Origin of the sequence: Winogradskyella poriferorum, assembly GCF_050618035.1 — a bacterium.
Lineage (GTDB): Bacteria > Bacteroidota > Bacteroidia > Flavobacteriales > Flavobacteriaceae > Winogradskyella > Winogradskyella poriferorum_A.
The window spans coordinates 577,500-594,534 of record NZ_JBODPY010000001.1 but is presented as its reverse complement, the minus strand read 5'-3'; the positions used below and the strand labels follow the sequence as shown (position 1 = coordinate 594,534).

The window sequence follows — 17,035 nt, the reverse complement described above, 5'->3', positions numbered from 1 at the left end:
ATGTCCGTTACCTTAACAGAAGAAAATTATTTAAAGGCCATATATCATATTAGTCAGACCACTAAGAGTGACGTAAGTACTAATGCTATTGCGGAGAAGATTGATGCAAAAGCGTCTTCAGTTACTGATATGCTAAAGAAACTGGCTGAAAAAGGCTTTATTACTTACATAAAATACAAGGGTGTTAACTTAACTGAAAAGGGGAGATTAACAGCCGTAGATATCATTAGAAAACATAGACTTTGGGAAGTGTTTTTGGTTGATAAATTAAATTTCACTTGGGATGAAGTACATGATGTAGCAGAACAATTGGAGCATATCAAGTCTCCGAAATTAATTAATCAGTTAGATACATTTTTGGATTATCCTACTCACGATCCTCATGGCGATCCCATACCAGACAAGGATGGTCAAATAATGCGAACAGATAAAATTATTTTATCTAAAGCTCAAGTGGGTAGTACTTATAAATGTGTAGGTGTACAAGACTCATCATCAAAATTCCTAAAATATTTAGACAAGCATCAAATACAGATTGGGACAAAACTTGTTGTCCTAGACATTGAGGATTTTGATCAGTCTATGAGTTTTACTATTAATGGCGAAAATAGGAGTATGTCCAAGACTATAACAAATAATATTTACGTAACTAAACTATCATAGTATGGAAAGTGTAATACAATATTTTGAATCTATAGATCCTGTTTTAGGGGCACTTTATGCCTCTTTGTTTACCTGGATATTAACAGCTGCTGGTGCATCTTTGGTTTTCTTCTTTAGAGGAATGAACAGAGCACTTTTAGACGGTATGCTAGGATTTACTGGAGGTGTAATGGTTGCTGCAAGTTTTTGGAGTCTGTTAGCGCCTGGAATTGAAATGAGTGAAGGTGAAGGTTTTGTAAAAGTAATTCCGGCAGTGGTTGGATTCGCTTTAGGCGCCTTATTCATTTTTGGATTAGATAAGGTGTTACCTCATTTACATATTAATTTTAGGGAAGAAGAGAAAGAAGGTGTAAAAACACCTTGGCGTCGCACTACACTCTTAGTACTGGCAATAGCATTACATAACATACCAGAAGGGTTGGCCGTAGGTGTATTATTTGGAGGTGTAGCTGCTGGAATACCAGAAGCTACAATTGGTGGTGCTGTAGCTTTAGCGTTAGGTATAGGAATTCAAAATTTCCCGGAAGGCCTTGCTGTATCGATGCCTTTACGACGTCATGGTGTGAGTAAGTTTAAAAGTTTTTGGTACGGACAAATGTCTGCAATTGTAGAGCCGATGGCAGCAGTGCTTGGTGCCTTAGCCGTAACCTTTTTTCAACCTATATTACCATACGCATTAGCCTTCGCCGCAGGAGCTATGATTTTTGTGGTTGTAGAAGAGGTGATTCCAGAAACGCAGCGCGATAAGTATACTGATATTGCAACTTTAGGATTTATAGGAGGATTTATTGTTATGATGACCTTAGACGTAGGTCTAGGATAATTAATTTAGTGACAACCACAGTCGTCATCACCACACGCTTTTTTAGCTTTTTTCTTTGGCCACCATACAAAGGTTTTAAATAGGTAGAGAACTGCCATACCTAAGACTGAAAAAGCTAATATGTTTTGTAAAATTGTGTTCATTTAAAATAAAACTTGATAAGCGATCAATGCTACAAGATACGCAAATACGGTCATAACCACTAATTGATAGACTGGCCACTTCCAAGAATTGGTTTCTCGTTTTACAATAGCCAATGTACTCATACATTGCATCGCAAATGCATAGAAGAGCAACAAAGAAATACCTGAGGCAAAATTAAATAAGGTGCCACCTGTACTAGAATTTGTTTCGCCAGCCATTCTGTTTTTTATCGTTTCTTCCTCATCACTACCAACGCTATATATGGTTGCTAGCGTACCAACGAAGACTTCTCTTGCCGCAAATGAACTCAGTATCGCAATACCGATTTTCCAATCATAACCAAGCGGTTTTATCACAGGTTCTATGGTGCGTCCTGTTATCCCAATAAAGGAGTTCTCCAGTTTGTGTGATGCTATTTTTTGATCGAGCTCTTCATCACTTAAGTTTTCAGAAGCATACTGTTCTGTAACAATTTGCTCAGCATTATTAAATTGTTCGCCTGGTCCAAATGAGGCTAAAAACCAAAGTATAATAGAAATTGCTAAGATTATTTTTCCTGCACCAAAAACAAAAGCCTTAGTTTTTTCAATTACCGTTATAGCTACATTTTTAAATAAAGGTACTTTGTAATTAGGCATTTCAACCACAAAGAACGACTTGCTTTTAATTTTTAGAATCTTATTTAAAATGTAAGCTGAACCCACGGCAGCACCAAATCCTATGAGATATAGAAGCATTAGTGTTAATGCCTGATAACTTAGACCTAAAAATCGACCTTCAGGAATAACTAGTGCTATAATAATGAGGTATACTGGTAAACGTGCCGAACACGTTATAAATGGCGTTACAAGAATAGTAATAAGTCGCTCTTTCCAACTTTCAATATTACGCGTTGCCATAATTGCTGGTATAGCACAAGCTGTTCCCGAGATCAGAGGCACAACACTTTTTCCGCTAAGGCCAAACCGTCGCATTATCCTGTCCATTAAAAACACAACGCGACTCATGTAGCCACTTTCTTCGAGAATAGCAATAAACAAGAAGAGAAAGGCAATCTGTGGAATGAAAATAACAATACCACCAAGTCCTGCTATAATACCTTCAGCGAGTAAATTGGTAAATATACCTTCTGGTAAGGAAGCTTTAACCCATTCACTTAATGACGCAAAAGATTCATCTATAAAATCCATTGGGACGCTAGACCAATCATATATCGCCTGAAATATTAATAGTAAAATGGCTGCAAAAATGACATAACCCCAAACCTTGTGGGTTAAGATTCTATCGAGCTTAATTCGGATATCCTTTGCTGATTCTAAATCTATAGTCTGACCCTTTTTTAGGGTATTGTTTATAAATTGGTAACGTTTAATAGTTTCTTTTTGCTGAAGACGCTTTAAATCTGCATTGGATTTTGTCTTAAACTCTGAAACGGCATCAATAGTATTTCTATCCGTTTTACCAAAATTTACATCTTGTGTAATGACTAACCATAACTTATATAAAAGCTGACTAGGAAAGGCATTCTGTAGACTTTCAAAATACTGAGGGTCGATTGAAGAAGCATCAACACAAGGTTTTGTTGATAATGATTTATAGGAAGTAATCAATTCTTTCAATTGGTCAATACCTTCATTCTTTCGTGTACTAATCAGTGCAATTTTTGTCTGAAGTTGTTCTTCTAAATACGGAATATCTAAGGAAATCCCTTTGTAAGCCATTCGATCTGACATATTAATCACCAATATGGTTGGGATCTCTAAGTCTTTGATTTGTGTAAATAAAAGTAGATTACGTTTTAGATTTTCAACATCACTAACTACGACCGCAACATCTGGAAAATCTTTGTCGTTTTTATTTAAAAGAAGCTCTATAACGACGTTCTCATCTAAAGAAGAGGCATTTAAACTATACGTTCCTGGAAGGTCAATAATATGGGCTTTAACACCACGTGGTAATTTGCAGATCCCTTCTTTTTTTTCAACTGTAATACCAGGATAATTTCCAACCTTTTGATTTAAACCTGTCAGAACATTAAAAACCGAGGTTTTACCTGTATTGGGATTACCAATGAGTGCAACGTTAATTTGTTTACTCATCAGTAGTCTCTATTAAAATGTGATTTGCAGTTTCCTTTCTTATGGCTAAATGCGACCCATTAATATTCAGGTACATAGGATCTGAAAAAGGTGCAACTTGCACTAGTTCTACGTCATTACCAGGAAGGCAACCCATTTCTAACAGTTTAAGAGGAATATGTATAGAAGACACATCTGTTATGACGCCTTTTTGCCCTCTTTTTAAATCTGCTAAAGTCACCTAGTCTTATTTAGAATTATTTTAAAGAAGCAAAAATAAGCTAAATAATAATTTCAACTTATTGCTTTTCAGAAGAATTTAAGATTCTTCTTTCAAGGCTTCTATATCCTCCAACAATTTTGAAATGTCATCAGGATTTGTACCATCGTAGAAACCACGAATTTGTCGTTTCTTATCAATAAGCATAAAATTCTCAGTATGAATCATATCATACTCGTCACCATTGCCATCGTTTTTAACAGCGAGATAGCTCTTTCTTGCTAATTCGTAAATCTGTTTTTTATCACCTGTAACCAGATTCCATTTTCGATCAATTACACCCTTTTCCTTGGCATATTTTTTTAACCGTGCGACACTATCAATTTTGGGAGTTACCGAATGTGATAAGAGCATAACGTCATCATCACTGATAATTTCCTTTTGTATTTCATACATATGATCAGTCATAATCGGACAAATAGTTGGGCAGGTTGTAAAAAAGAAGTCTGCCACATAAATTTTATCCTTGTAGGTCTCTTGTGTAACAATTTCACCATTTTGATTTATTAAGCTAAAATCTGCAATCTTGTGGTATTTTGCCTTATGTTGAATGGTACTGTCAACCAATTCTTCACTTACCATAGCTGGCTGATAGATTGGTAAAGGCTTTTTTACATTTAAAATATTGTAGAAAATAGCGATGATAATAAAGCACATAATCGAAAAGAAAATTCCGAATTTTTTATAGTCTTTAAAAAATGATAGAAAGGACATAAATATTTGCATTTATTGGTTTGCAAAGGTACGACTACTTGTTCTTTAAGCGAATATTTTTAACAGATTTGTAATGAATTAGGACCTAGATTTTTAAATCCTTGTTAAAAAGGAATTGATTGAATTTGCATTTGTTTTCTAAATGCCTTGAAAAGATTACTTTTGTCAATCTCAATTTTGAAAATCCCGGAATGGAATTCGTTATAAAAATATCTCAATTTTTACTCAGTTTATCTCTACTCATTGTATTACATGAGTTGGGACACTTTATACCTGCTAAACTTTTTAAAACTAAGGTGGAGAAATTCTACTTGTTTTTTGATGTAAAGTTTTCGCTTTTTAAAAAGAAAATAGGGGAAACGGTTTATGGTATTGGTTGGTTGCCACTTGGCGGTTATGTGAAAATCGCTGGAATGATAGATGAGAGCATGGATAAAGAGCAGATGGCGCAGCCACCACAGCCATGGGAATTTAGATCTAAGCCAGCATGGCAACGTCTGATTATTATGTTGGGAGGTGTAACCGTAAACTTCATTTTAGCTTATGTGATCTATGTGGCTGTATCCTTTGCATATGGCGATTCTGTAGTAAACGTAAATAGTCTAAAGGATGGTTATTGGGTTGCTAATGAAACTCTAGAAGAGGCTGGATTTAAAACAGGAGACAAAGTCGTATCCATTAATGATATACCTATTATCAACGATAGTGACATAGGCTTAAATATTATAAAAGCGGAGAAGATAACGGTTAAAAGAGGTGAGGACACAAAAACAATTGACTTACCTGAAGATTTTCTAGGACAGCTTTCTTCATCTGGTAATCGCGATCTTTTTGAATATCGTGTTCCTTTTATGGTCGCTGAAATTGCAGACACTTCAGCTAATAAAGCCAACAATATAAAAGTAGGTGATATCATAACTTCGGTGAATGGAAAGGAGTTAAAGTACTTCGATCAATTAGATGAGGTTGTTGGTGAGACTAAAAATACATTGGTGACTGCCGAGATTATTCGTGAAGATAAGCGCTTAACAACTGAGTTAAAAGTTGATAAAGACGGTAAATTTGGCTTAAGACCCTATAAAATCCACCCAAAATTTGAAGAATTAGGTTATTACGAAGTAACCCGTAAATCATACACTTTTGGTGAAAGTTTTGGTGCTGGATGGCGAAAATTCACCAAAACCATTAGTAATTATGGTGACCAACTTGCAGCGATTTTTAATCCTAAGACTGGAGCTTACAAAGGGCTTGGTGGATTTAAAGCGATCTACGATCAATTCTCTAGCGTTTGGAGTTGGCCATATTTCTGGGGCTTAACAGCATTTTTATCCATTATGCTAGCCATCTTAAACTTATTGCCAATACCAGCTTTAGATGGTGGGCACGTTATGTTTTTGTTATACGAAATGGTTTCTGGCCGTAAACCAAGCGAAAAGTTTTTAGAGCAGGCACAAATTGTTGGATTTTTTATTTTAATTGCACTGGTATTATTTGCCAATGGGAATGATATTTTCAAAGCAATTACCAATTAAAAAATTCATTTTTCATATTGTAGAGATTAAAAAATAAATTATATTTGCGCTCGCTAATGCGAAAAAATATTTTCCTCAGTAGCTCAGTTGGTTAGAGCATCTGACTGTTAATCAGAGGGTCACTGGTTCGAGCCCAGTCTGAGGAGCAAAAAGCCACTTCAAACGAAGTGGCTTTTTTTTGTCTATTTATTCCCGTATTTCTTTTTTAATTCTTTGAGCATCACCTCAGTCATACTATCTAAATCAAAACTATGTTGCCAGTTCCAATCTTTACGTGCAACACTATCATCAATTGATGATGGCCAACTATCGGCAATATCTTGTCTAAAGTCTGGTTTGTAGGTAATCTTAAATTCTGGAATATGTTGTTTAATACTTTCAAAGATATCCTTTGGCGTAAAGGTTATAGCAGATAAGTTGTACGATGATCTTATGCTTATAGCTTCAGCAGGTGCTTCCATTAAATCTACAGTTGCTTTTATAGCATCGTCCATAAACATCATTGGTAAGCTGGTGTTTTCAGACAAGAAACATTCATAACTACCAGATTTTAATGCCTCATGATAAATTTCAACTGCATAATCTGTTGTACCACCACCAGGCATTGCTTTATGGCTTATAATGCCAGGATACCTTAAACTTCTAACATCAACGCCATATTTGTTATGGTAGTATTCACACCAACGTTCACCAACCTGTTTGGTAATACCATAGACGGTTGTAGGTTCGCAAATGGTATGCTGAGGTGTATTGACTCTTGGAGTCGATGGGCCAAAAACGGCAATACTACTTGGCCAGTATACCCTTTTTATAGTGCCACCCTTAGCGAGGTTTAACACGTGAAATAGGGAATTCATATTAAGGTCCCAAGCCTCCATAGGATATTTTTCGCCAGTCGCGCTGAGCAGTGCAGCCATGAGATATACCGTATCGATATTGTAGAGTTTACAACAGTCTTTAATTGCATTAAAGTTTTTAGCATCAATAATCTCAAAAGGTCCAGCATTAACCAAATCTAATTTTCTGGTATTAATATCGCTGGCAATTACATTATCGGTGCCATGAATACTGCGGAGTTTTGCTGTTAATTCTGTGCCAATTTGCCCACATGCACCAATGATTAATATTTTAGAACCCATTTTAGATTTTATATAATTATCAAAAATAGAAAGAAACTATTGAAAATAACCTTAAAAAATACTCAAAAAAAGAAGTGTAATTATTGATTATTCAAAAACTTATACTATGGCATAATATCGAGTACAAATTATAGTTTAATTATATTTACGCGTAAATTTAATGTATGAGAAACGCAGTTTCATTTTTGTATTTATCAATTCTAGTAGTGCTATTTGGGTGTGGAAAATCCAATAGTATTGATACGGCTTTAAATTCTGATGAGAATACTAATCAAAAGGAATTTAAAATTACCGAGAAGACTGTTGAAGATATTGAGTATACAGATTACGTATTAAGTATTGAAGCTGAAGAAGCCGTTGAGGCATGGGAAAAGTATAAAGAGCTGGGCATACAAATAAGTTACTTAAAAAAGGTGGATTTGTCCTTCTTCAATAGTGAAAGTAATCTGTTGGTTGAATTTGTGGATGACTTTAAATCTAACGTTCCTGAGAACTTACAAACTAATCCTATTTTGTCTAGAGTTGCCATTGTTGAAACAACATTATTGAAGCTAAATGCAGATTTAACCTTAGACAATATTACCTCTACTGAACAATTAGAAAGCCTTGAAGCTGTCTTAACGGCTTATTCTAATTTAAACTTTCAAATCAACAAAAAATTAGAGCGAGATATCTACGATAAGATCCAAGCAGAGTAGAGGAATATTCCGTTAAAATTTGGTTTGCTTGTAACATTTCTTTGGTAATCAAGTCTTATTAATAATTAAACCGAATTCGAACTAATTAAAATCACATTATGAATACCAATCTAAATCGCGTACTAGCGATAACAGTATTGGCGTGCTTTACTATTTTAGGGTGTAAAGAGGAGGCCAATAAGGACACTGCTTCGGCAGAAAAAATTCCAGGAATTGTATTAGAAAACATGGATACTTCGGTAAGTCCAAAAGATGACTTTTACAATTACGTTAATGGAACATGGATGAAAACAAACACAATTCCAGACGACGAGTCTCGTTGGGGTGGATTTGGTGTATTACGTAAGTCTACAAGAGCAGATGTACTTGAGATTCTTAATACTTCTAAAGAATTAGGGACGTACAAAGAAGGATCTGATCAGAAAAAGGCACTTTTAATTTTTGAATCTGAATTAGATACGGTGGCTAGGGCAGAAGCAGGTGTAACACCTTTAAAGCCATACTTAGAAGCCATCAAAGGCATTAAGTCTGTTGAGGATTTACAAGTTGTTGCCGCAACAAACCTTGGTGTATCTGTTCCATTTGCAGGCATAGGGGCAGGACCAGATTTAAACAACAGTACAATGAATACCTGTTGGGTGGCACCTGGAGGATTAGGATTACAACGCGATTATTATCTAGAGCAAGATGATAAGAATAAGGAAATAAGAGAACAGTACAAGGCACATATCACAAGAATGCTACAGTATATTGATTACTCTGAAGAAGATGCAAAAGCCGCTGCAGAGCTTGTTCTTAAATTAGAGACACAACTTGCTGAACCAAGATTAGATAAAGTAGCAAGTCGTGATGTAAGAAACATGAATAACCCAAGAACTGTCGGAGAGCTTCAAGCTATGGCGCCAAGCATCAATTGGACTAAGATGATGGATGATATGGGAATTGAAAAGCAAATAGATACCGTAATGGTAATGCAACCAAATTATATGGTTGCAATGAATGAGTTCTTAAACACTACTTCCATTGAAGATATTAAGACGCTAATGACTTGGAGAACACTAGATGATGCTGCAGCGTATTTAAGCCCAGAAATTGAAAAAGCCAATTGGGAGTTCTACGGAAAAACCTTAAATGGATCTAAAGCAATGCGTCCTGCTGACGAACGTGCACTAGGAACCATAGATGGTACTGTTGGTGAAGCTGTTGGTCAATTATATGTGCAAGCAAAGTTTCCTCCAGAAGCAAAAGAGAAAGCAGAAAAGATGATTGCTAATGTTATCACAGCTTTTCAAAATAGAATTGAAAAGTTAGATTGGATGACAGATGAGACTAAGAAAAAAGCTATCGAAAAACTAGATAAATTCACAGTTAAGATTGCTTACCCAGATGAGTGGAGAGATTATTCAGAAATGAAGGTTAAAGAGGGGAACTCTTATACTGAAAATATGATGGCTGTTTTAGAGTGGCAACAAAAAGAAAATCTTAGTGAGATTAATGAGCCAATTGACAAAAAACGTTGGGGAATGCCACCTCAAATGGTGAACGCATACTTCAATCCTATAAATAACGAAATTGTATTCCCAGCAGCGATATTACAACCGCCTTTTTATAACTATACAGCAGATGAAGCTGTGAATTATGGTGGTATTGGCGCAGTTATTGGTCATGAAATTTCTCATGCTTTTGATGACTCTGGTGCAAGATTTGACGCAGACGGTAATGTGAACAACTGGTGGACACCAGAAGACCTTACCGAGTTTGAAAAGCGTGGTAAAGCGTTAGCAGACCAATATTCTGCTATAGAAGTATTAGATAGCGTTTTTGTAAATGGTCCATTTACATTAGGTGAAAACATTGGTGACCTTGGTGGTGTACTTGGAGCCTACGACGGCTTACAATTATTTTTTGAAGAGAATGGTAGACCGGGTAAAATCGATGGATTTACACCAGAGCAACGTTTCTTTATGTCTTGGGCAACCGTATGGAGAACATTGTCTAGAGATGATGCATTAAGAAATCAGATAATGACAGATCCACACTCACCAGGTCAAATTAGAGCAACACAACCTTTAAAGAATATTGATGCTTTTTATGAAGCCTTCGATATAAAAGAAGGAGATGCTATGTATCTACCGCCTGAACAGCGGGTTAGAATATGGTAACGACCAAAAAAAATGCGACCCAATCAGGTCGCATTTTTTTATGAGTTTAAGTAGCAAATTAGTTTTTACTAGCTTCTGTAGCAAGTTGTGCTTTTTGAGATTCTAATGCTTGTCTGCTTACTTTGGCTAAGTTAAAATTAGGATCGATAGCAAGCGCATCGTTCATTAATTTTAATGCAGCATCAATATTATTGGTTTTATCCTCAGTAAATGTTAGTAAGCCATTTAGACATAAAAATGCAGCTTTAAGTGATGTTTCATACGGTTGTTGGCTCTCGTAAAATGCTCTTTTTTGATCTACAGTGGCATTGGCGATACCATATTCAACATTAGTACGTGCACCAGCAAGATCATTAATTTGAATTTTCATGTCTGCCATATCATATGCTAAATAAGGATTTGGACTTCTCTTAAATAATTCCTCGTAGTGTTCGAGTGCCATTTTTGGCTGATTAAGGTTTTTTAAAGCCAAAGCTTTTACCTCAACATTCATATCTGAGTCCGTTGCATTTTTCTCAACACCAATAGTATTTAATGCCTGCACATATTTACCTTCAGATAAATATAAATACGCTAAAGTATCTTGTCTTTCAACAGAAGGGTCTAATACATTAAGATGTGTCAAGGCACTGATTATCCCTTGTACATCACCTTGCTTTTTCATTTGTTTGTAGTACGCTTCGTAGTGCGTTTTAAGTCCGTCATTACCTTGTGCAAAAACGCTAACTGAGAAAAGTAACATTAATGCAATTGTTGTCTGTTTCATTATTAATTAATTTTAGGCGCTAAAACTATAAAAATTAATGAGAATTGCGCTTAAAATTATATTAATTTCTACGGCGCATGTTTAAACTCGTAATTCAAAAGCCGTACCAGTTTTAAGCTGTCTACTATTTTTCCTTTACTGACTTCGTCTAATTTAAATTGTGGTGCTTTCAAATTGTTATGAGAAGCATAGTCTTTATAATAGTCTGAACGAGAAGCATGGTGTGGGTAAACCGCATTGAATTGGGTATTAAAAAGACCTTTCACCACAATTTCAGATAGTATTGCAATACAGTCTTCTTTATGAATTAAATTTATTGGTGCATCAGGATTTGCAAGATCTGTTTTACCTGCTAAGTAATTCCCTGGATGTCGGGTTTCATCAATAAGACCTCCAAAGCGAAGAATGCATGTGTTGAAAGCATTGTTGCCCATTAGTAAGTTTTCAATATCAATGAGTTGTTTGGAACCTTCAAAATTATTGGGTTGGTCAATATCTGAAATTGTCGGAATAATAGCCTCATCTTTAAAAACAGATGTGGAGCTTACGTATATAACATTCTTAACACCGTTTTCTATGATGGCCTCTACCAAAAGTTCAATTTCCCTAACGTGATTTTTATTAGGATTACGTCTTAAACCAGGTGGAACATTAATAATAACCAGATCGCTCTGTTCTAAAAACCTATTAATGTCACCTTCAATTTCAACCGTATTTAATCTAATTAGAAATGGTTGAATATTTTCACTTTTAAGTTCTTCAATTTTGTCAGTAGAGGTAGTAGAGCCCTTAATGGTATACCCTTTTTTGGTTAATTTTTTGGCTAAAGGAAAGCCCAGCCAACCACATCCTATTATGCTAATTTGTTTTATCAAAGGAAGTCATCTCGTTAGAATACAAAAATACCATTATAATTATGGCCTTAAACGGCTATTTTGCTAAATGATTTAAATTCAGTAACTTTAAGAGTAACTCTAAAAATTTAAGATCATGGGAATAAAAAGTTTTCAAGGATCGCGCAAGCAACAAAGTGTTGCCGCACCAGTAGCATTAAAAGTTAGAGATTACATGACTACAAGTCTAATTACCTTTAGACCAGATCAATCTGTCCAAGAAGTCGTTGAGTCTTTAATTAAGTACAAAATTTCAGGTGGACCTGTAGTGAATAGTAGGAACGAATTGGTCGGAATTATTTCAGAAGGTGATTGTCTTAAGCAATTGAGTGAAAGCCGTTATTATAATATGCCTTTAGAACATGATAATGTTGAAAAGCGTATGGCAACAAATGTTGAAACTATAGATGGAAATATGGATGTTTTTGATGCTGCCAACAAGTTTTTAAATTCTAAGCGTAGACGGTTTCCAATAGTAGAGCATGGAAAACTTATTGGACAAATAAGCCAAAAAGATATCTTAAAGGCGGCTTTACAACTTAAAGGTCAGAACTGGAATAGCTCTGTAAAAAACCACTCCTAGTCATTACGTTTTACTAGTGCGTAGTATTCATTTTCTAATGGAAGATACCCTTGATCGTAGACGAAATAATAAATCGTCCCGGCTTTTGTGGTATATATGCTTGTGATATAATTAAAGTCAAATCCCTTTTCAATTAAGCGTGCTCTAGAGGTTTTTGATTTACCATTGGGATTTAACTCTTCGAGTATTCTATAATTTTTTCTTAGCCTATTATTGGTATTTCTAATAAGATTTTTAGAATCTTTATTTATCCTATTATTATAGGCATTTCGGCAAGCATCACTACAAAATTTCTTGTCGATTCTTCCAATAATCTTATTACCGCACTCTGGACACTGTTTTTGCATAAAGCCATTATTTAGGGTAAATATAGTGATAATTTATCCGTTTACAAATGACTACAAATATTTACAAACGATTTTAATTAAGTAAATACCGGCTACAATTTGGAGCCTGTCGCATCTTTGCCATGTCGAAACATAAGAACTCGATTAGTATTAACTGTTTAACATTAAAAATTAGAATTATGAACACTTTAAGAAACAAAGTACAGTTGATTGGGAATTTAGGGAATGATCCAGAAATCATCAATTTAGAATCTGGTAAAACCTTAGCCAAATTTGCAATAGCAACTAATGAGAGCTATAAAAATGCGCAAGGTGAAAAAGTTACAGATACGCAATGGCATAATATTGTAGCATGGGGAAAAACCGCAGAGATTGTAGACAAGTATGTAGCAAAAGGTAAGGAGGTTGCTATTGAAGGGAAATTAACCACAAGAAGTTGGGAAGATAAAGATGGTATAAAACGTTACATCACAGAAGTGGTATGTAATGAATTACTTATGTTAGGGAAATAATTGAGTTTATTTCAGTAAAAAGAGCAACCTAAATGGTTGCTCTTTTTTATTTTATGTAAAGACGAATTAATTTTTAACCACCTTTTTTGTAATACTGTTCCCAGTAATCTCGTTGGTGATTTTAACGAAATAAAGTGCAGTATCTAAATTGTTTAGATTTGACAGCGTTAATGTTCCGTTGTTATTGTCTTGCTTAACAGTATTTACAAATCTACCATTAATATCTATTAAACTTACGCTGTAATCGCTAACATTACCTTCTTTTAATGTAATGTCTATAGAATCTACAAATGGATTTGGGCTAATACTCACATTTTCTACAGTTAACTCCTCAACTGAAAGTGCTCCTGCACAGATCGACCAACCCATATCTTGGAAAAATCCTAAGGTAATAAAACCAGGATTATGATTGGCCTGTCCTGGTCCGATAGAAGATGTCATTAAGGAGTTAACATCTCCATTTGGAAATGTGGAGTTGTTCCAGTGGCTGTAACTTGAACCTGGTTGCCAGCTTGTTGGCGCGAAAGTTCTTGGTAATGTACCGCCTTGGTTTAATTGTGCAATAGCAGTTGGTCCATTACAATATAAATCATTACCCACTAATTGGGCTGCTAATGCAGCTGAAGGATCTGGAAAACTTAGTATGGCGTCACCAGCACCATTTTCAATAAATGCATCATAAATACTTGCAGCACCATTAAATCTAATATCACCTATATCGTCAGGAAAGCTATCTTCAACGTTAGCAAAGCCAGCAAAACCAAGGCCATGGCCCAATTCATGTAAAACAACAGAGACAAAATCGAACTGACCAGCTGGAGGATTTGCATCAGTACCAAAATACCAGTTTGTATCACTACTAAAGTTCGCATTAATATCATTTGACCCACCAAACATACTGCGATCTTCGCCTTCTAATTTTTCCCATAAGGCTGCTGGATAAAATGTGTTAGGCTGTGAGCCAGGTGCTCCAGATGTTATAGTTAAAAAAGTAGCGGCACCAGCACTTCCTAAAACACCAGCACCTAATGAAGTAAATTGTGCGTTGACATTAATTGGGACCGGAGACTCTATAGAATTTGCCCAAATATCTACGGCATATTGAAAAGCCGCTTGCGCCTCTGGTGTAAAACCATTATAGCTAACTACGAATGTGGCACAAGGACTTCCGCCAGCTTCCATACGCGCTGCAGTCTCAGGTGCACGTGGTACAGAAATTAAACCTGTAAATTCACCTGGAGGAAGTACACATGCTGGTCTCGAAGGTGTGTGCACGTGGACTTCATTAATATTGTCTTGTGCAAATAGTGAAAAACCAGAGAATATCACTAAAGCACAACATAATCTTTTAGATATAGAAGTAATTTTTATCATAGTTTTAATTTTCCCCTAAGATACTGCAAAATCCATATGTTTTAAAAATTCAATAAAACTAATTGCCAATGGGACGATAAAACGATAATTATTGGTGATAAAATGCAAGAATGATTATTCAATTCAAAGGAATGCTATCAATGTCGAAAGATTTAATTATTCGCATCAATATGACCCTATAACTAATATTATTTCGAGTAAAACTGTTAAAAAAATACGTAGAATGCTTATAAATAGGCACTTAATTAACATAAGTTAAGTCCTAAAAAGTCAAATATTCGTAACTTGTGAGGCTAATTAATAGTGAGATAGTTTATAAGCGAGATAGTTCGGGACTAAATATCTTTCTATAATAGACTATAAATTTACTGAGTGCGGTACCCTAAGCCCGCACTCTTTATATACTACGCCCTAAAGTAGTAAGCTTGCCCTAATCTTATTGCCCTATAAACAATATTTGTGTAACCTTGAATTTGTTTGGTCAAGTCCCTTAGAAATATACATTTGGCTGTCTAGATCATTACTATAAAAACTGATATATATCACAATTTAAGCCCAAAATTAGGCTTAAATTGTATATACCAAATAACATTAATGAAAACGTAGACGGTAAGCGGGTTAGTAGTCGGGACTAAATACTATTTCAATCGTTTACTACGCGGAGCACGGCATCCTAAAGTCGTGCTCTTTCTATTTAAAGGAGTCGTATAATTTCAGTTTTCCTTAAAAGGAATATGATCACCATACGAAAATTTAACATTTCAGCTCGTAAAATTTAACACGAAAATTAACATAAAAATTTGGTTAATTCCTTTGTTTTAAATATGTTAGCTAAACTAATTGATAGCGTTTAGTTCGTAAGCGAGATAGTTTCGGGACTAAATACTATTTTCATTTAATGAGCTAAAAAGAAAAAGTGCGACGCCCTAAAATCGCACTTTTTTATTTTTATAGCCTTTGTCATTAGGCTACTTTTTTCATTAGATCAAAGCAAGGACACTTTTTACAACGCTTATGCTCGGCCTTCTTATATTTTTTACAACATTTAGATTTAACCTTGCCTAAACCATCAAAGCCAGAAGTCTGAAGAACTTTTGTACGTTCTTTTTTAAGCTTTTTGTCTTTGTTTTTTTTGCCCATTGCTGAATTGCGATGCGCAAAAATAACTATTTTTATTTATTCTAAATAAATTTTAACATTTAAGCCTCTGGGCCTAAATCTTGGGCTGCAGAATTTACGGTAAGTTGTTGAATATCTCTATCAAATAGGTATAGACCACCTTTATCGTCGCCAATCATATTAATCTTATCTAAAATGGTTCTGGCTGTAGCTTCTTCTTCGATCTGCTCAGCAACATACCACTGTAGAAAGTTATGAGTTGCATAGTCTCTTTCTTCTAAAGAGATATGAACCAATTCATTAATACTGGTCGATACAAAAATCTCATGCTCTAATAGTTTTTCAAACATTTCTTGGAACGAATTAAAGGTTACGTTTGGTGCATTTAATTCAGAGACATGGGCATGACCACCACGCTCGTTCACAAACTTTACAAGCTTTAGCATATGTTCTCTTTCTTCGTCGGACTGATCGTACATAAAATTAGAAATACCTTCTAATCCTTTTACTTCGGCCCAAACAGCCATTGCTAAGTATACTTGAGAAGACTCGGCTTCTATTCTTATTTGTTTATTTAAAGCAGTTTCGATTGTTTTTGATAACATGATAATTTTCTTTTTTACAAAGATACTGACTAAATCATTGATTGTAAAGGATTCAGTCTTTCTTGCGCTTATCTATATTTAATCTAATTTCAGTTTAGTTAGAATTTATGAGGAGTTGATCTTAAAAAAGGCGATTCACAACAAATGAATCGCCTATATTATTTATAAATAATCACCTTTTATTCTACGGTGAGAGTATATTGTGGTGTCGGATTTAAAGGACAGAAGTACACATACTCTCCTTTTTGTAAAGTCGTAATATTAGACTTTTCTTTGCTATTGTTTTTCACTACACTTGTTACATAAGCAGTTTTGATGTGGTTTTCTGGGTTTGACGCATCCTTGCCTTTTGAGACTAAAACGAAGCCAACATCATGACCTACATTATTGTTTGAAATTTCAAAAATGTAACTCCCTTCTTTAAGGGTTAGATTGTCTTGTGTAAAAGCACCTTTAGTTTGTTCTAAAGTTACGGTAGTAGCTTGCATTTCTTTTTTCATCATTTTGTCCTGTGCATTTCCATGACTATTAAAGCCTAAAAGAATAACTAGTGTTGCTAAGATTTTTTTCATGATTTCTAATTTTGATTAAGTGATTTCCCTT

Annotated in this window: 18 protein-coding genes and 1 tRNA gene; 8 read left to right on the top strand and 11 right to left on the bottom strand. The window is 35.0% G+C overall.

The annotated features are described in order from the left end of the window. Both ACRHOC_RS02580 and ACRHOC_RS02575 read left to right on the top strand, forming a co-directional pair. Positions 1–663: a metal-dependent transcriptional regulator gene (locus tag ACRHOC_RS02580; RefSeq protein WP_431156952.1), complete on the top strand. Its 663-nt coding sequence runs from the start codon at positions 1–3 to the stop codon at positions 661–663. A 1-nt stretch (position 664) separates the two neighbouring features. Further along, positions 665–1,486 (top strand): ZIP family metal transporter, encoded by an 822-nt coding sequence (locus ACRHOC_RS02575; protein WP_431156951.1) that lies wholly within the window; start codon positions 665–667, stop codon positions 1,484–1,486. 5 nt (positions 1,487–1,491) lie between these two features. On the opposite strand, the gene ACRHOC_RS02570 is transcribed toward ACRHOC_RS02575, so the two are convergent. The 4 genes from ACRHOC_RS02570 to ACRHOC_RS02555 all read right to left on the bottom strand — a co-directional run bounded on the left by ACRHOC_RS02570 (position 1,492) and on the right by ACRHOC_RS02555 (position 4,702). Then, positions 1,492–1,629, bottom strand: coding sequence for a FeoB-associated Cys-rich membrane protein (locus ACRHOC_RS02570; RefSeq protein WP_431156950.1), 138 nt, complete (start codon positions 1,627–1,629; stop codon positions 1,492–1,494). Beyond that, the gene (feoB, locus tag ACRHOC_RS02565) at positions 1,630–3,729 is read right to left on the bottom strand and encodes a ferrous iron transport protein B (RefSeq protein ID WP_431156949.1); all 2,100 of its coding nucleotides are present in this window, start codon (positions 3,727–3,729) and stop codon (positions 1,630–1,632) included. Next, positions 3,722–3,949 carry a FeoA family protein gene (locus tag ACRHOC_RS02560; RefSeq protein WP_431156947.1) on the bottom strand — a complete coding sequence of 76 codons (228 nt, stop codon included), beginning with the start codon at positions 3,947–3,949 and terminating at the stop codon, positions 3,722–3,724. Before ACRHOC_RS02560 ends, feoB begins: the two co-directional genes overlap by 8 nt. A 78-nt stretch (positions 3,950–4,027) precedes the next feature. Further along, positions 4,028–4,702, bottom strand: coding sequence for an SCO family protein (locus ACRHOC_RS02555; RefSeq protein ID WP_431156946.1), 675 nt, complete (start codon positions 4,700–4,702; stop codon positions 4,028–4,030). 191 nt (positions 4,703–4,893) lie between these two features. Here ACRHOC_RS02555 and rseP point away from each other — a divergent pair, with 191 nt between their 5' ends. Beyond that, the gene (rseP, locus tag ACRHOC_RS02550) at positions 4,894–6,234 is read left to right on the top strand and encodes an RIP metalloprotease RseP (RefSeq protein WP_431156945.1); all 1,341 of its coding nucleotides are present in this window, start codon (positions 4,894–4,896) and stop codon (positions 6,232–6,234) included. 72 nt (positions 6,235–6,306) lie between these two features. Beyond that, a tRNA-Asn gene (locus tag ACRHOC_RS02545) sits at positions 6,307–6,380 on the top strand. A 36-nt stretch (positions 6,381–6,416) separates the two neighbouring features. Here the strand turns inward: ACRHOC_RS02545 and ACRHOC_RS02540 are convergent. Further along, positions 6,417–7,373 (bottom strand): NAD-dependent epimerase/dehydratase family protein, encoded by a 957-nt coding sequence (locus ACRHOC_RS02540; protein ID WP_431156944.1) that lies wholly within the window; start codon positions 7,371–7,373, stop codon positions 6,417–6,419. Between the two features lie 164 nt (positions 7,374–7,537). Here ACRHOC_RS02540 and ACRHOC_RS02535 point away from each other — a divergent pair, with 164 nt between their 5' ends. Next, positions 7,538–8,071, top strand: coding sequence for a hypothetical protein (locus tag ACRHOC_RS02535; protein ID WP_431156943.1), 534 nt, complete (start codon positions 7,538–7,540; stop codon positions 8,069–8,071). A gap of 98 nt (positions 8,072–8,169) precedes the next feature. After that, complete coding sequence (locus tag ACRHOC_RS02530; RefSeq protein WP_431156942.1) at positions 8,170–10,233, top strand: M13 family metallopeptidase; 2,064 nt, start codon at positions 8,170–8,172, stop codon at positions 10,231–10,233. A 58-nt stretch (positions 10,234–10,291) separates the two neighbouring features. Here ACRHOC_RS02530 and ACRHOC_RS02525 read toward each other — a convergent pair whose 3' ends face one another. Together ACRHOC_RS02525 and ACRHOC_RS02520 are read right to left on the bottom strand one after the other, a co-directional pair. Further along, entirely contained in the window at positions 10,292–10,999 is a 708-nt protein-coding gene (locus ACRHOC_RS02525) for a hypothetical protein (protein ID WP_431156941.1), read from the bottom strand. Between the two features lie 68 nt (positions 11,000–11,067). Further along, positions 11,068–11,874, bottom strand: coding sequence for an NAD(P)-binding domain-containing protein (locus ACRHOC_RS02520; RefSeq protein ID WP_431156940.1), 807 nt, complete (start codon positions 11,872–11,874; stop codon positions 11,068–11,070). Positions 11,875–11,989: 115 nt separating this feature from the next. Here ACRHOC_RS02520 and ACRHOC_RS02515 point away from each other — a divergent pair, with 115 nt between their 5' ends. Next, positions 11,990–12,475, top strand: coding sequence for a CBS domain-containing protein (locus ACRHOC_RS02515; protein ID WP_431156939.1), 486 nt, complete (start codon positions 11,990–11,992; stop codon positions 12,473–12,475). Here the strand turns inward: ACRHOC_RS02515 and ACRHOC_RS02510 are convergent. After that, positions 12,472–12,822 carry a hypothetical protein gene (locus ACRHOC_RS02510; RefSeq protein WP_431156938.1) on the bottom strand — a complete coding sequence of 117 codons (351 nt, stop codon included), beginning with the start codon at positions 12,820–12,822 and terminating at the stop codon, positions 12,472–12,474. The two genes, ACRHOC_RS02515 and ACRHOC_RS02510, sit on opposite strands and share 4 nt — an antisense overlap. Positions 12,823–13,001: 179 nt before the next feature. Here ACRHOC_RS02510 and ACRHOC_RS02505 point away from each other — a divergent pair, with 179 nt between their 5' ends. Continuing rightward, on the top strand, positions 13,002–13,334 hold the full coding sequence (locus ACRHOC_RS02505; protein ID WP_431156937.1) for a single-stranded DNA-binding protein: 333 nt from the start codon (positions 13,002–13,004) through the stop codon (positions 13,332–13,334). Between the two features lie 66 nt (positions 13,335–13,400). Here ACRHOC_RS02505 and ACRHOC_RS02500 read toward each other — a convergent pair whose 3' ends face one another. The 3 genes from ACRHOC_RS02500 to ACRHOC_RS02490 form a co-directional block, all read right to left on the bottom strand. Further along, positions 13,401–14,708 (bottom strand): T9SS type A sorting domain-containing protein, encoded by a 1,308-nt coding sequence (locus ACRHOC_RS02500; protein ID WP_431156936.1) that lies wholly within the window; start codon positions 14,706–14,708, stop codon positions 13,401–13,403. Positions 14,709–15,907: 1,199 nt separating this feature from the next. After that, positions 15,908–16,432: a ferritin gene (locus ACRHOC_RS02495; RefSeq protein WP_431156935.1), complete on the bottom strand. Its 525-nt coding sequence runs from the start codon at positions 16,430–16,432 to the stop codon at positions 15,908–15,910. Positions 16,433–16,611: 179 nt separating this feature from the next. Continuing rightward, complete coding sequence (locus ACRHOC_RS02490; RefSeq protein ID WP_431156934.1) at positions 16,612–17,004, bottom strand: cupredoxin domain-containing protein; 393 nt, start codon at positions 17,002–17,004, stop codon at positions 16,612–16,614. Positions 17,005–17,035 lie beyond the last annotated feature (31 nt).